The 14,787-nt window shown below is 66.0% G+C and carries 11 protein-coding genes; 5 read left to right on the plus strand and 6 right to left on the minus strand.

Annotated elements, in window-relative coordinates; genetic code table 11:
• Positions 1-277 precede the first annotated feature (277 nt).
• The 5 genes from PJB24_RS14220 (at position 278) to solA (ending at position 6,816) form a co-directional block, all read left to right on the plus strand.
• A complete protein-coding gene (locus tag PJB24_RS14220) occupies positions 278-865 on the plus strand; it encodes a 5-formyltetrahydrofolate cyclo-ligase (protein WP_273846999.1) in 588 nt (195 codons plus the stop codon).
• A gap of 90 nt (positions 866-955) precedes the next feature.
• Entirely contained in the window at positions 956-3,397 is a 2,442-nt protein-coding gene (locus PJB24_RS14225) for a GcvT family protein (RefSeq protein ID WP_273847000.1), read from the plus strand.
• 16 nt (positions 3,398-3,413) lie between these two features.
• Complete coding sequence (locus PJB24_RS14230; protein WP_273847001.1) at positions 3,414-4,346, plus strand: PLP-dependent cysteine synthase family protein; 933 nt, start codon at positions 3,414-3,416, stop codon at positions 4,344-4,346.
• A gap of 66 nt (positions 4,347-4,412) precedes the next feature.
• A complete protein-coding gene (locus PJB24_RS14235; RefSeq protein WP_273847002.1) occupies positions 4,413-5,627 on the plus strand; it encodes a glycine cleavage T C-terminal barrel domain-containing protein in 1,215 nt (404 codons plus the stop codon).
• Between the two features lie 13 nt (positions 5,628-5,640).
• Positions 5,641-6,816, plus strand: coding sequence for an N-methyl-L-tryptophan oxidase (gene solA / locus PJB24_RS14240; protein ID WP_273847003.1), 1,176 nt, complete (start codon positions 5,641-5,643; stop codon positions 6,814-6,816).
• Here the strand turns inward: solA and PJB24_RS14245 are convergent.
• The 6 genes from PJB24_RS14245 to PJB24_RS14270 all read right to left on the minus strand — a co-directional run bounded on the left by PJB24_RS14245 (position 6,813) and on the right by PJB24_RS14270 (position 14,709).
• The gene (locus PJB24_RS14245; RefSeq protein WP_273847004.1) at positions 6,813-7,589 is read right to left on the minus strand and encodes an ATP-binding cassette domain-containing protein; all 777 of its coding nucleotides are present in this window, start codon (positions 7,587-7,589) and stop codon (positions 6,813-6,815) included. The genes solA and PJB24_RS14245 overlap by 4 nt on opposite strands.
• Entirely contained in the window at positions 7,586-8,626 is a 1,041-nt protein-coding gene (locus PJB24_RS14250) for an ABC transporter permease (protein WP_273847005.1), read from the minus strand. Before PJB24_RS14250 ends, PJB24_RS14245 begins: the two co-directional genes overlap by 4 nt.
• 25 nt (positions 8,627-8,651) lie before the next feature.
• Entirely contained in the window at positions 8,652-9,737 is a 1,086-nt protein-coding gene (locus tag PJB24_RS14255) for a sugar ABC transporter substrate-binding protein (protein WP_420541960.1), read from the minus strand.
• 125 nt (positions 9,738-9,862) lie between these two features.
• Positions 9,863-10,987 carry an ROK family protein gene (locus PJB24_RS14260; RefSeq protein ID WP_273847050.1) on the minus strand — a complete coding sequence of 375 codons (1,125 nt, stop codon included), beginning with the start codon at positions 10,985-10,987 and terminating at the stop codon, positions 9,863-9,865.
• Between the two features lie 337 nt (positions 10,988-11,324).
• Complete coding sequence (locus PJB24_RS14265; RefSeq protein WP_273847007.1) at positions 11,325-12,527, minus strand: mannosyltransferase family protein; 1,203 nt, start codon at positions 12,525-12,527, stop codon at positions 11,325-11,327.
• A 1-nt stretch (position 12,528) separates the two neighbouring features.
• On the minus strand, positions 12,529-14,709 hold the full coding sequence (locus PJB24_RS14270; RefSeq protein WP_273847008.1) for a glycosyltransferase family 87 protein: 2,181 nt from the start codon (positions 14,707-14,709) through the stop codon (positions 12,529-12,531).
• Between the last annotated feature and the right edge of the window lie 78 nt (positions 14,710-14,787).

Genomic DNA, 14,787 nt, shown 5'->3' on the forward strand with positions numbered 1-14,787 from the left:
ACACCCCCCCATCCCCACCAGCGCCAGGCCCGCAACACCCGCTCCACCCACCTTCACAAACTCTCGACGGCTCAGATCTCTTCTCATCGATCTCTCCAATCCCCATGCCCGGTTTTGCATTACGAAACCGTTGCATAGCAAGTTTAGTAGCATACGCGCCCCTCGGTCAAGGCACGCTGGATGGAATATGCTATCTGACCGTGCAAAGCGAGAAAGGTGCGCCCGCATGGGGCAGGACGACCAACCCTGATAAGGTGTCCGGCGCTGCGAGGCTCGGGTGACGGACAAAGAAACTCTGAGGGCGCGCATCCTGCGGCGTCGGGACGAGATGCCATCAGCCGGGCGTCTCGAGCTCAGCGCCGGCATCATGCGCCAGATAGCGTCCCTCGATCCCTACCGCCGCGCGAGGACGGTCCTCGCCTACAGCAGCTTCGGCAGCGAACCGGACACCTCTCCGCTGCTGCAGAAAGCGCTCGAAGAAGGCAAAACCCTGCTCCTGCCAAGGGTAGACCGCGCCTCCAGACGCCTCAGCCTCCATCGCGTGCGCAACCCGGAGAAAGAGCTCGTACCAGGAACGTGGGGCATCCGTGAACCAGACCCGGACCTCTGCCCGGAAGCTTCTCCCTCCCTGGTAGACTTCGTGCTCGTCCCCGGCGTCGCCTTCGACCCCGGCGGCGGCCGCCTCGGCTACGGTGGCGGCTTCTACGACCGGCTCATCTCAGAAGAACTCACCCACCACCCCCCACTCGTCGCCGCCGCCTTCGAGGCCCAGCTCGTCCCCAGAATACCCCTCGACGAACACGACATCCCGGTAGACATCATCGTCACCGAAAAACATGTGTACCGCCAGCCCCCCACCCCTTGACCTTCCCTTACAACACATGTTACGGTTTTGTATGGAGGATCGGTTGCTCTATGAGCAACAAACGTCCCGGAGGGGACCGGAGGCGGAGAGATGAGGAGTCGGGCTGAAGCCGTGATCGTCGGTGCCGGCATCGTGGGATGCGGCATCGCCGAGGCGCTGACGAGGCTGGGCTGGCGGGAGGTGGTGGTCCTGGATCAGGGGCCGCTGCCGCGGGCCGGGGGGTCGACGTCGCACGCGCCGGGGTTGATGTTCCAGACCAACCCCTCGAAGACGATGACTGAGCTTGCGAAGCGCAGCGTGGCCCGCTACCGGGCGCTCGAGCTCGACGGGGAGCCGTGCTGTCTGCAGGTGGGGGGGATGGAGGTCGCGGCCACGCCCGAGCGGTGGGAGGATCTAAAGCGCAAGCACGGTCTCGCCACCTCCTGGGGTGTGGAGTCGCACCTTCTCTCCCCCTCCGAGTGCGTCGAGAAGGTGCCGCTCCTGGACGGGAGCAGGATCCACGGCGGGTTCTACGTTCCGACCGACGGGCTCGCCAGAGCGGTGCGGGCGTGCGAGGCGCTCAGGAGGCTGGCAGAGGGGCGTGGGGCTGAGTTTTGCGGCGAGACGGAGGTCACCGGTATCGAGGTGAGGGGCGGCCGGGTCGCAGCCGTCGAGACCGACCGCGGGAGGATCGAGACCCCGCTCGTGGCGAGCTGCGCCGGGATGTGGGGGCCACGGCTCGGGCGGATGGTCGGGGTCACGGTCCCGCTCGTCCCGATGCAGCACCAGCTCGTCTGGACCACACCCGTAGAAGAGCTCACGGGCGAGAGCGAAGAGGCCCAGCATCCGATCCTGAGGCACCAGGACTTCTCGATGTACTTCCGTCAGCGGCACGAGCGCTACGGGATCGGCACCTACCGCCACCGGCCGATGCCCGTCTCCCCCGACGAGATCCCGCGCAGCAGGCCCTCCGGCGGGATGCCTTCGGTCATGCCGTTCACCCCGGAGGACTTCGAACCCTCATGGCGGGAGGCGCGGAGGATGCTCCCCGCGCTCGAAGGCGCCCGGATAGAGGAGGGGATCAACGGCCTCTTCTCGTTCACGCCGGACGGAATGCCGCTCCTCGGGGAGGCGCAGGAGGTCAGGGGATTCTGGGTCGCCGAAGCCATCTGGATCACCCACGCCCTGGGAATCGCGGAGGTGATGGCCGCCTGGATCACCGGGAGCGATCCGGAGATGGACGTGAGCGGTTGCGAGCTCTCCCGCTTCGAGGCGCACGAGCTCTCCCCCTCCTACGTCCTCGCCCGCAGCTGCCAGTCCTTCCGCGAGGTCTACGACATCATCCACCCCCTGCAGCCGATGGAGGAGCCGCGCCCGCTGCGCACCAGCCCCTTCTACCCGCGGCAGAAAGAGCTCGGGGCGTACTTCCTCGAGGCCCACGGGTGGGAGCGCCCGCAGTGGTTCGAGTCCAACAGGGAGCTTCTTAAGGGGCGGGAGATCCCGGAGCGCGATCCGTGGTCCGCCCGCTACTGGTCGCCGGTGGTCGGAGCGGAACATCAGGTCACCCGCGAGCGAGTCGCGCTCTACGACATGAGCCCGCTGAAGCGGGTCGAGGTGACGGGACCGGGCGCGCTGGAGTTCCTGCAGCGCCTCACGACGAACGACCTTGACAAACCACCCGGCAGGATCACCTACACCCTCATGCTCGACAACCGGGGCGGCATCCGCAGCGACATCACCGTGGCCCGGCTCGGCGAGGAGCGCTTCCAGCTCGGGCTCAACGGCCCCCGCGACGTCGAGTGGATGGGTAGACACCTGCCCAAAGGAGGCTCCGTCAGCGTGCGCGACATCACCGGCGGGACCTGCTGCGTCGGCGTGTGGGGTCCGGAGGCGCGCGAGGTCGTCCAGTCGCTCTCCGAAGACGACCTCTCGAACGAGGCCTTCCCCTTCTACCACGCCCGGCGAACCTGCCTGCGGGAGGTACCCGTCCTCGCGCTGCGCCTCTCGTATGTCGGCGAGCTCGGCTACGAGCTGTATACCACGGCCGATATGGGCCTGAGGCTCTGGGACCTCCTCTGGGAGGCCGGCAAGCCTTACGGGATCATCGCCGCCGGCAGGGGCGCGTTCGAGTCCCTCCGGCTCGAGAAGGGCTACAGGATGTGGGGCAGGGACATGACCTGTGAGCACGACCCCTACGAGGCCGGGCTCTCCTTCGCCGTCAGGCCCGGCAAGGGAGACTTCATCGGCCGCGAGGCGCTGCTGCGGCGCAGGGAGGAGGGGCCGCGCCGGAGGCTCTCCTGCCTGGTCCTCGACGACCCGGAGAGGGTGGTCATGGGTGCGGAGCCCGTCTACCACGAAGGTTCCGCCGTCGGGTACGTCACCAGCGCCGCCTACGGTTACTCGATCGGGCGCGGGATAGCCTACGCCTGGCTCCCACCGGGGCTCGCCCGGCCCGCAACCCGGGTACAGATAGAATACTTCGTGGAGCGGCTCGGGGCTGAGGTCGCCGAAGAACCGCTCTTCGACCCCGCGATGAAGCGGCTGCGGAGCTAGCGGCGAGGAGGAGAAGATGAGGCAGGAGCAGAGCCCGGTCCAGAGCAAAACCCCCACCGTGCTCGACGCGATCGGCGACACCCCGCTCGTGCCGGTGGAGGAGGGCATCTGGGCCAAGCTGGAGTACCTCAACCCCTCCGGTTCGATCAAGGCGCGCATTGCCAGGTACATGGTCGAGAAGGCGGAGCAGGAGGGGTTGCTGAAGCCGGGGGACACCATCGTCGAGGCCTCGAGCGGCAACACCGGCAACGCCCTCTCGATGGTCGCCGCGGCCAAGGGGTACCGGATGGTCGTCGTCATGCCCGAAGGGATGAGCAAAGAGAGGGTCGCGATCAGCCGGGCCTTCGGCGCCAGGGTGATGGAGGTGGGGCACTTCCACGTCAACGAGGCGCTCGCAAAAGCGAAGGAGCTCGGGCAGAAGGAGGGCTATTACTGCCCCTCGCAGTTCGACAACGAGTACAACGTCGAGGAGAACCGCGAGTGGCTCGGGCGTGAGATCCTCGAACAGCTGCCGGACGGGGTCGTCCCCGATGCCCTGGTCATGGGCGTCGGGACCGGGGGCACGCTCATCGGGGTGGGGCAGGCCTTCCGGGAGGTCAACCCGAGGGCGCTGCTCGTGGCCGTGGAGCCCGACGAGTCGTGCACGATCCTCTGCGGCGAGACCGGGCGGCACCTCATCGAGGGCATCTCCGACGGGTTCATCCCCGGCATCTACCAGCGCCACGGCGGGATGGTGGACGAGGTCCGGCCGGTCGGCAGCGAGGAGGCCGTCTCGGCGATGCGTGAGATCGCCCGCCGGTGGGGGATGTTCGTCGGGCCCTCGAGCGGAGCACACCTCGCGGTCGCGCGCAGGCTGAAGGAGGAGCGCCCCGAACTCAAGACCATCGTCACCCTCTTCTGCGACGAGGGGGAGAAGTATCTGAGCGAGCACTTCTCGGGGAGGGGGTGAGGCCGCAGAAAAAAGAGCGCCGCACATCGAAGAGCTTTCGTAAGAGAGAACCTTTCGGAGGAGAAGATGACCCGGGTGCAGACGCCTCAGGAGAGCCATACGGCACAGGCCCCGCAGATACTTCTGTACACCAGGATAAAGAAGAGCCCCTACTTCTATGCTTCGCGCCGGCATGGGCCCGTGATGTACAGCACCTACAACCACCACTACCACCCTCGCCACTACGGAGATCCGGTGCAGGAGTACTGGGAGCTTCTGAACGGGGTGACGCTGTGGGACGTCGGCGGGGCCGAGCGGCAGGTCGAGATCACCGGCCCCGACGCCTTCGAGTTCACCAACATGCTCGTCCCGCGAGATCTGGGCAAGTGCGCCGTCGGGCAGTGCAAGTACGTCTTCCTCACCGCCGAGGACGGGGGCATCGTCAACGACCCGGTGTTGCTGCGGCTCGGGGAGAATCACTTCTGGCTCTCCCTGGCCGACAGCGACGTCCTGCTGTGGTGCCGGGCGCTCGCCTACAACTCCCGCTTCGACGTCGAGATAAAGGAGCCGGACGTGGGTCCTGTGCAGGTGCAGGGGCCGAAGTCCCGCGAGGTGATGGTCGAGCTCTTCGGGGAGAAGATCCTCGAGATCCCCTACTACTACCTCTCGCACGAGGAGCTCGACGGGATGGAGGTCGTCGTCTCGCGCACCGGCTACACCTCGGAGCTTGGGTTTGAGATCTACCTGAAGAACGCCAGCCGCGACGGCGAGAAGCTGTGGGACGCGATCCTGGAGGCGGGCGAGCCACACGGCCTGAAGGTCACCGGGCCCTGCCACATCCGCCGCATCGAAGGCGGCATCCTCGCCTACGGCTGCGACATGGACCTCTCGACGAACCCCTACGAGGTGGACTACGGCTACGAGTGGATGGTCGACCTCGAGCAGGAGGCCGACTTCATCGGCAAGGAGGCCCTGAAGAGGATCAGGGAGGAGGGCGTGCGGCGCAAGCTGGTCGGGGTCGAGATCTCAGGAGAGCCGCTCGGCTCCTACAACGACGGCTCGATGATAGACTTCTTCCCCGTCTACGACGGCGAGAGGCGCATCGGCGAGGTCACCTCGGCCTGCCATTCCCCGCGCCTGCAGAAGAACATCGGCTACGCGATGGTCCCGATAGAGTACGCCGGGCTGGGCACCGCCCTCACCGTCGAGACCCCGCGCGGCCGGGAGCGGGCCACGGTGGTCCGGCGGCCGTTCATAGACCCGCAGAAGGAGATCCCGAAGCAGGATCTCACGGCGTCGTAAGGTTCGGGCCCGGATGACGAGCGGTTTCTCCTACACCGGCAGCTACGACGTGATCGTCGCCGGGGTGGGGGCCATGGGCAGCGCCACCTCCTACCACCTGGCCAGGAGGGGCAGAAAAGTCCTCGCCCTGGAGCGATTCGGCATCCCGCATGCGATGGGCTCCTACCACGGGCACACCCGCATCATCCGCCTCGCCTACTACGAGGACCCATCCTACGTGGTGCTCCTCAGGCGCGCCTACGAACTCTGGCGCGAGATACAGGACGTGCTCGGCGAGCAGCTCCTGTACATCACCGGTTCCGTGGACGCGGGGCCGGAGGACTCGTGGGTGTTCAGGGGTTCGTGGGAGTCGTGCCGGCTGCACGATCTGCCGCACGAGGTGCTCACCGGCGCAGAGCTCAACAGGCGCTACCCCGGCTACCGCCTGCCCAGGGACCATCTGGCCCTCTTGCAGCCCGAGGGGGGATTTCTGGCCCCCGAGCGGTGCATCGTCTCGCACGTGATGGCCGCCCAGGCCCGTGGAGCAGAGGTGCACGCCCACGAGAAGGTTCTGGAGTGGCAGCCGCTGCAGGACGGCGTCAGGGTGCGCACCGAGCGCGGCAGCTACGAGGCGGAGAAGCTCGTCATCACCGCCGGGACGTGGGATGCAGAGCTACTGGATGTACTCGACGGGCTCGCCGTCCCCGAGCGGCAGGTTCTGGCCTGGCTGCAGCCCACCCGCCCCGAGTACTTCCGCCCGCAGAACTTTCCGGTGTTCAACGTGCTGGTGGAAGAGGGGCGCTTCTACGGCTTTCCGGTCTTCGGGGTGCCGGGCTTCAAGTTCGGGAAGTACCACCACCTGCAGGAGACGGTCGACCCCGACACCCTGGACCGCGAGGCGCGCCGCGAAGACGAGGAGCTCCTGAGGAGCTTTGCGGAGAGGTACTTCCCGGAGGGGTGCGGGCCGACGATGAGCCTTGCGACCTGCATGTTCACCAACACGCCGGACAACCACTTCATCATCGACCTGCATCCCGAGTACCCTCAGGTTGTGGTGGCCTCGCCGTGCTCGGGGCACGGCTTCAAGTTTGCGAGCGTGGTGGGTGAGATCTTGGCGGACCTCGCCGAGAGCGGCACGACCCGCCACGACATAAGCCTCTTCCGGCTCGAGAGGTTCGCCCGGGAAGAAGCGGGGCGCGCCTCCCCTTAGGAGGCGCGCGCCCTGCGGTACTCCTCCACCACCAGCTCGGTCAGCTCCTCCATCGAGGTCTCGGCGGTGGGCTTGTCGTAGGTGATCTCGCCGTGCTGGATCAGGTTGATCCGGTCGCAGATCCCGAAGATGTGCGCGTAGTTGTGGTCGATCATGATGATCGAGACCTCCCCGTCGCGCCGGAGGCGCTGGATGAGGTCCATGATCATCGTCGCCTCCTTCGCGCCCATCGCGGCCAGCGGCTCGTCCAAAAGCAGGATCTTCGGGTTCGCCGAGTAGACGGCCCGGGCGACGGCGATCGCCTGGCGCTGGCCGCCCGAGAGGCGGGCGACCGGCTCGTCTATCGAGGGGATGTTCACCCCGATGTCGTCCAGGTACTGGCGGGTCTTCCGCTTCATCTCCCGCTTGTTCAAGAAGCGGAAGGGCCGGTGGGTGATCTCGCGGTTCAGGAACATGTTCTCGTAGACGGTCATGTCGTTGGCGAGCGCGAGATCCTGGTAGACCACCTGGATGCCGAGCGACTGGGCGTGAGAGACGCTTTTGAGCTCGATCTCCTGGCCCTCGAGGAAGATCTTGCCCGCATCCGGTTTGTGGAAGCCGGTGAGGATCTTCATCAGGGTGGATTTGCCCGCCCCGTTGTCCCCGACGATGCCGAGCACCTCACCCTTCTTGAGGTGCATCGTGATCCCGCGCAGCGCGACCACCGAGCCGAACCGCTTGACGATGCCCTCGGCCCTCAGGATGTCTTCGCCAGTTGCACCGTTCTCGCTCATGTCGATCCTTTCTTCTCGGGCCGGCTGAACCAACGGAAGCCGCCGCGCTCACGCACGGTTCCGAGGTAGATGTTGAAGATCATCAGGATCAGGATCGCCACACCCAGGATCACGTCGAAGGTGTTGGCGTTGACCCCGAGGAGGGTGAACCCCTGCCGGAGCTCGGCCAGGACCACGGAGCCCAGGAAAGCCCCGATCATCGTCCCGACCCCGCCGGTGAGCGCGGTACCACCGATGACCCCGGCCGAGATCGCGAGGAACATGGTGTTCGCTCCGCCGGCCAGCGGGTCTATCGATCCTACCCGCATCGCCTCCAGGATCCCCGCGAAGCCGGCAAGGACCGCGCAGATCATGAAGTTGACGATCCTTATCCTGTTCACCCGAATACCGGCCTCCCTCGCCCCGATGAGGTTGCCCCCGGTGGCGAAGGTGTGCATCCCCCAGCGGGTGTTCTTGAGCAAAAGGTGCATCATGACGAAGATGATGAACGCCCAGACTATCTCCGAGTAGGGGTAGCTTCCGAGCCACTGCTGAACGGTCCCGCCCGGCGCGTTCTTCGGGAAGCCGTTGAGGAGGATAACGTTCAGCCCGCCGAGCAGGAAGAAGGTGCCCAGCGTGACCACGAACGAGGGCACCCTGAAGTAGACGTGCACCACCCCGTTGACGAGCCCGACCGCCGCGCAGGCCAGGAGCCCTATGGCGACGGAGATCGGGAGGATCAGGCGCAGATCCGCGTAGGCGAGCCACATTATTATCGGGGCGAACCCGAACGTGGAGCCGACCGAAAGGTCTATCTCACCCAGGATCATCACCATCACCAGCCCCGTCGCCATGATCACGTACGGGGCCACCGTCTGCGAGAGGGTGGTCAGGTTGCTCTGGCTCCAGAAGCCCTGGTTGGTGAACTGGAAGTAGAAGAACAGCACCACCGCGATGACGAAGATGCCGATCTCGCGTTGCATGAGCAGCCTGCGGGCTCCCTGCAGCAGGCCGCCTCCTCCCGCGCTTTCTCGCCTGCTGGCCGCGTTATCCGTCATTGGTCCTCACCTCTTTGTCTTTGCCTCAAGCGGTGGGTGGGGTGATCTTCGAGGGCGGCTTGATGAGCTTCTCCTTCTTGGAGCTCCCCTCGTAGCGGGACTTGGTGGTCAGGTAGGGCTTGACGTTCTCTTTGGTGACGAACTTCAGACCCGTGCTGGTCGAGGAGGGGCTCATCAGACCACCCGAGATCCTCCACAGATAGAGCTGCATCACCGGCCAGAATCCCTGCTCGTAGGGCTGCTGGTCTATCGTGAAGTCGAGGATCCCTTCATCAATGTACTGCAGCGTCTTGGGCAGGAGGTCGTACCCCCCACCCTTTACCCCCTTCTTGTGCAGCCCGTACTTCTTCATGACCTGCCCGACGCTCTGGGTCGAGCCGGCGTCGACGGCGAACATGCCGTTTACGTCCTTGTGCCCCTGGTAGTAGGCGTCGATCCTGTTGAGCTCATCGTTGACCTGCGCGCCGGTGGCGACCTCCGAAACCTGTATCGGCGCGCCGGACTGCTTTATACCGGCCTTCGCCCCGTCTATCCTCGGCTGGATGTTGAGCTGACCCGGCGTGGCGATGAAGAGCGCGACCTTGCCCTTCTTGACGAGCTTGGCGATCCTCTTGCCCATCTCCACCCCGGACTCGTAGAGATCCTGCCCGATGTACGCGAGCGCCGGGTTGGGCTTGCCCGGAGCACCGTTGGCGTTGTAGGCGACGACGGGGATGCCCTTCTGGTAAGCCCGGAGGATGGGCTCGTTGAACGCCTTTGGATCGACGATTGAGACGGCGATCCCGTCAGCGTTGCCGTCTATGGCGGTGTTCATCGCGTTGACCATCTCGGAGACCACCGAATTCTCCGAGCCGGTCCACTGATACTTGCAGTTCAGGATCGCGCAGGCGTCCTGGATGCCATACTGAGTGGCGGTGAAGAAGGGGTTGGTGGTCACGTGGTTCACGAAGACGAAGTTGTACTGCGGGGTAGTGGGGAAGTTGCCGACACCACCTCCGCCGCCTCCACCACCGGTCGCGCCTCCCTGCCCCCCACCGCGGCACCCGGCCAGAAGCAGCGCAGTCGCAGCGGCCGCACCGCCACCGAGGAACTTACGCCGCGAGATCCCCATCTCTTCTGGATTTCCGCTCATCTGCTCTTCTCCTCCTTCCCTCGATCCATGATCCCGAATCGCCTTCCTGAAGAGATCGTGGATTATGCCAGAATATTCCTCCTCCACCCGAGCCCTGTCAACGATCATGCGCTGCGTCTCCCAGCCATCTCCCCGCCACCTCCACGCACGGCCCACCCGCAGAACAGCCGGCTGAGCACCAGCGAGGCGGCGCCTATGGCCCCGGCATCCTCCCCGAGTCTCCCCTCGACGATACGCACCCTGCGCGCCATCTCGGAGAGCGCCCGGCGTTCGAAGACCCTGCGCGCGGGGTCCAGGACGAGAGGTCCAGCCCTCACCGTCACACCGCCCACCACCACAACCTCCGGGTCGAGCAGGTTGACGGCGTTGGCGATGCCTATCCCCAGATACTTTCCGGTCTCTTCGAGTACCCCCCGTGCCAGACCGTCGCCCGCACGGGCGGCGTCTATCACATCATCGACGGTCAGCCGCTCGAGCTCCCGGCCCGCCAGCTCCCGCTCCCCCGCCAGCCTGAGTACCCGGACGGCACGCCGGACTATGGCAGCATGACCTACGAGGGCCTCCAGACATCCGTACCGCCCGCACCCGCACCTGGGCCCCTCGACGTCCACGAGCGTGTGTCCGATCTCACCTGCCCCTCCACTCGCCCCCCGGTAGAGAGCCCCGTCTATGACCACCGCACCCCCGACTCCCCGGTGGGCGATGACGTAGAGCATCTGACGAAACCCCCGCCCCGCCCCGAACAGATGCTCCCCGAGTGCCGAGGCGTTGGCGTCGTTGTCGGCTACCACCGGCAGCCCATACTCCTGCTCTACCTTTTCCACCAGCTCGAAACGTCCCCATCCGGGATAGCTCGGCGGGCTGAAGCCCCTATCCCCCGAGAAAACCGGTGCCGGGAGAGCAAGCCCGATACCGACGACGTCCCCACTCTCGAGCTTACCCGCCTCGGCAAGCACCCCCTCCAGCACGGACCGCACCCTCGCCCAGAGCTCCTCTGGCCCCCGCTCCATACACGAAGGCGTCGCAGAACGTACGAGGACTCTGGCGTTGAGGTCGGTGACCACGGCCATGAGCCAGCGGGGCCCCACCTCGAGCCCCACCGCGCTGTACGCCCGCGGCACGAGCTCCAGCAACATCGGCGGCCTCCCGCCAGTGGATACCCCAACCCCCGCCTCCCGCACGAGCCCCCGCTCCATGAGCTCCTCACAGATCTCCACCACGGCAGCCATGCTCAACCCGCTCGCCTCCACGATCCCAGAACGTGAGATCGGACCGTGGTTCCGGATAACCCTGAGAACCAGGCTCCGGTTGTGCCGCCGCAGATCCCGTGTCCCCCTGCCAGACACCTCTCGCCCCACTCCACCTCTCACCCACTTCATTCATAGCTCATAACAACTAAGCTGGTTTATGTTAACTCTCAGCGTATTTGTGGTCAATATCAACATTTGTACTCAGAAGGCGCTGGCAGTGAAAAAGATCGGTGTGCAAAAGTGCGTTCTATTCCACATCCGGAAATCGCTTTTTATCCATCGCTTTATAAGTATGTTCTCTCTTCGGGTAGAGCGTTCAGGCGACGAAGCGCCAGCTGACGAACAGGGCGCACAGGAAGAGCGAGAAGGCAATGCTCACGGTGAGCCAGAGGCACAATGTGGTCTTTCTTTTCCCGACGAGGGCACCGAGCGTGATGAAGATCGGGAAGGCCACGAGGACGAAGCGCGGCATGCCCATGAGTGGGCTCTGCGGGGTGCCGAAGAGCGCGGGGACGGCGACGAGCAGGAAGGCGTAGGCGCTCATCCCCGGCGGGAGGATCCGCACCCCGGCCGCGAGGAGCGCCAGGGCGAGCAGCAGGAAGAGCAGGCTGTACGTTGCGTTGGTCGAGGCCAGGTGATCCATGAGGCTCCCGGAGCCGGAGCCGGGGCGCATCCCGGAGAGTTGTGCGAGCCCCCAGCCGGCCTGCTCGAACGCCGTTACGAGGGCGTGGAGAGGTCCGGTGGGTTCCCTTCCCCAACGCCTCTGTCCTGTGTAGAAGAGGAGCAGGTTGCCGAAGCGCCACCAGAGGTAGGCGGCGTAAAGGAGAAGTCCGGAGGGGGCGAGAGCGAGGCAGGCGGCACCCCGCAGGCCGTACTCACGGCGGCGGCGCAGCCACTCCAGGGCCAGAGGCACGAGGAGGAAGACGCCCACGTTGCGGGTGGCGCAGGCGAGACCGGCCAGGACGCAGGCGAGCAGGAGGTTCTTCCGCACCCTCACGGCCCACAGCGAGCCCGCCGAGAGGGCGAGGAAGAGGCTCTCGGTGTAGACGGCGTTCAGGAAGAAAGCCGTCGGGAAGAACGCGAGCACGAGCACGGAGGCCCGCGCCGTCCGCGGGCCTCCGAGGTCCTCCGCCAGGCGGTAGACGAAGTAGAGCGCGAACGGCAGCGCGGCGAGAGAGACGATAACGCCCCACACCCCGAGGGCGGGGAGGGAGACGGGACCGCCGGAGAGGGAGTCGAGGGCGCGCACCAGCAGCGGGTAGAGGGGGAAGAAGGCCGGCGACTCGTCGTAGGGTGGGTTCAGGTAGCCGGAGGCGGCGAGGTGGATGTAGTGCTCGCCGTCCCAGTGCGACCACGTGTTCAGTCGGCCGTAGGGGACGTCCGAGGTCCGCCTCTGGAAGGAGCTTATGGGGAGAGCGTGGGCCATGATCGCCCCGGCGGCGAAATAGAGGAGGCGGCTTGCGGCGTAGACGCCGAGGACGAAGGCGAAAGGACGCCTGGCTGCCGCCTTGTGGCTCATCCTATCCCGTATGCGAGAAGTGGCGCGGCGCGACGATCAGGACGTCCTGGTTTTCGAAGACCGTGCGGTAGAGGTTCGGGTACCGCTTGAAGAGCGTCCAGTAGGGAATCACCGGCCGGTCGGGCTCCCACTTGTAGAGGACGATGTAGCGCACGTCGTATCTCTTCAGTATCTCCTGGGTCTTCTGGCCCTGAGGATGCCCCATGACCCACAGCACGTCCCAGTAGCGCTGTGGGGGATGGGGGGGGAGATCCCGCGGGTGGGCGACCTGCCCGGCGGTAAACGACTGCAGAGCGCTGTAGTGTCCCATCGCGAGCATCATCCTGCTCGGGACCTGGTTCGACTGCGGGCTGACCATGATGTTGCCGCCGGTGTTGTGCTCCTTGAGCCACTCGCCGGCCGCCGCTATCTGCGGGGTCATGGTGACCTCAGGGCTGGGGCCTGCGGCCTGCTCGATGCTTTGTACCGCACGCAGCCCGACGAGCCCGCCGACGAGCAGCACCGCGGCCGCGGCGGCGTAGACGGAGAGCGGCCCCCGCAACCACAGCAGGGAACGCAGCAACATGACCAGAGAAAAGGCGGCGAACAGCGCAAGTGGGACGCTTATGTCGCGCCCGAAGCGCTGGGGGAATCCGGAGAGCGAAGTACTGCTACCCGCCAGCATCACCAGGAACCATACGAGCAGCGTCACCTTCGAGAGCACCGCCGCACCCTCGCGTCTGCGGGCGACGAACAGGAAACCCGTGCTCAAGACCACGCCCAGGAGCCCGAGCCAGGCTATCGGCTGGGAGATGGTGGTGGCTATCATCACAGCATAGCCGTAGGGAAGCTGGGTGCCTATGGCCATCTCGACCGCGCTTGCCGTCTTGCCGGTCCCGGAAGCTCCCTCAAGGAGATGGGCGACGAGGCGGGGGATGTGGTAGGTGTCCCAGGCGTAGGCCACCGAGAGAACCGCCAGTAGAACGAGGCTGAAGAAGAGCGTCGCGGCATCCTTCCTCTGGCGGGTGAGGAGGAGGTAGACCAGGGCGAAGACCGCTACGGGCGCGAGCAGCACGACCAGATAGAGGGTCGTCACCTGATGGTAGAGGACGACCCCGGAACCCAGGATGGCGAACGCGAGCCCGCTGCGCCAGCCGGGACTGGAGTAGAGCGAGACCAGGGCGCAGACGGTCATGACCAGCAGGATCTGGGCGGCGGTGAGGTTCGGGTACATCGCGTCGTCGAAGTAGTAGTAGATGCCCCCGGCGAGGAAACCACCGAAGAACGCCGCTGCGACCCCTGCCTCCCACCCCCACATCCTGCGCCCGAGCGCGTAGAGGGCGAGCGTGGGACCGAGCATCATCAGCGGGGCCATGACGGGGAAGGTGTCGAGCGGCTCGACTCCGCTCAGGCGCGAGATCTCCGCGGTCAGCAGATGGAATCCCGGCGGGTAGATAAGGTAGGAGGAGTCGTTGCCCGTGGAGAGCATCAGGTTGGCCATCACCGCGTGCGAGTAGTTGTCCACCCCGCGGATGAACGGCCAGTCGTGCAGCACTGGGCCCGAGTAGCCGCGCACGAGCACCGCGAGCAGGACCAGCCCGAGCAGCACTGTTTTCGTCCGGCCGCCAGAGTCCACGCTTCGCTCTCCCGCATCCTCCCCCCCCGATCCGGCCCAGGAGAGCCGGCGGGAGCTCCACACCTGCACGACCCCGGCGAGCACCACGAGCGCTGCCACCGGGATCATGAACAGCTGTGCCTCGCCGCCAGCCGTGCAGGCCGGGGATGGCCAGCCCCAGCACGAGCCCGCGGTCCAGAAGAGCCCCTGGTAGAGGAAATCCCCGGCCAGCACCAGCGCCGCCGCCAGCGCGAGCGGGACCAGAGAAGGGGCGGCGAGCGGAACGGGTACTCCAGCCACCGGCCTCTTCTCAGGCTTCCCCGCCGCTCCGAACGTCAAGAAGAATCCAACTCCCACGAGAAAGACCACCGCAGGAGCAGTCACCGCCAGCGGCAGCGTCAGCCCTCCGTCGGTCAGGCGCACCTCGATCAGGGCCGCAGCCGGGACCAGCACCATCGAGAAGGCGACGGCGTGGATCACCCTCCCTGCCAGGTCACCGCCGTCAGCCAGCCACCGTGCCCAGAACCAGCCCGGAACCAGCACGAGCACCAGGGCGATCGGCACCACACGAACGAGATCGAGGATCACCCCGCGCAGCCTCCGTTCTCGAGAGAGAGATGCATGGCGTTAGCATATCAGGAGCTCCGGACGGCGCCACTACGAGAG

This window comes from Rubrobacter calidifluminis, from assembly GCF_028617075.1.
In the GTDB taxonomy this organism is placed as follows: Bacteria; Actinomycetota; Rubrobacteria; order Rubrobacterales; family Rubrobacteraceae; genus Rubrobacter_E; species Rubrobacter_E calidifluminis.

Bases quoted from the DNA above. Each gene is read 5' to 3' on its own strand.
- solA (WP_273847003.1), top strand. From the start codon at position 5,641: ATGACGAGCGGTTTCTCCTACACCGGCAGCTACGACGTGATCGTCGCC.
- PJB24_RS14255 (WP_420541960.1), bottom strand. From the start codon at position 9,737: ATGGGGATCTCGCGGCGTAAGTTCCTCGGTGGCGGTGCGGCCGCTGCG.
- PJB24_RS14245 (WP_273847004.1), bottom strand. From the start codon at position 7,589: ATGAGCGAGAACGGTGCAACTGGCGAAGACATCCTGAGGGCCGAGGGC.
- PJB24_RS14230 (WP_273847001.1), top strand. From the start codon at position 3,414: ATGAGGCAGGAGCAGAGCCCGGTCCAGAGCAAAACCCCCACCGTGCTC.
- PJB24_RS14235 (WP_273847002.1), top strand. From the start codon at position 4,413: ATGACCCGGGTGCAGACGCCTCAGGAGAGCCATACGGCACAGGCCCCG.
- PJB24_RS14225 (WP_273847000.1), top strand. From the start codon at position 956: ATGAGGAGTCGGGCTGAAGCCGTGATCGTCGGTGCCGGCATCGTGGGA.
- PJB24_RS14265 (WP_273847007.1), bottom strand. From the start codon at position 12,527: ATGAGCCACAAGGCGGCAGCCAGGCGTCCTTTCGCCTTCGTCCTCGGC.
- PJB24_RS14260 (WP_273847050.1), bottom strand. From the start codon at position 10,987: ATGGCTGCCGTGGTGGAGATCTGTGAGGAGCTCATGGAGCGGGGGCTC.
- PJB24_RS14250 (WP_273847005.1), bottom strand. From the start codon at position 8,626: ATGACGGATAACGCGGCCAGCAGGCGAGAAAGCGCGGGAGGAGGCGGC.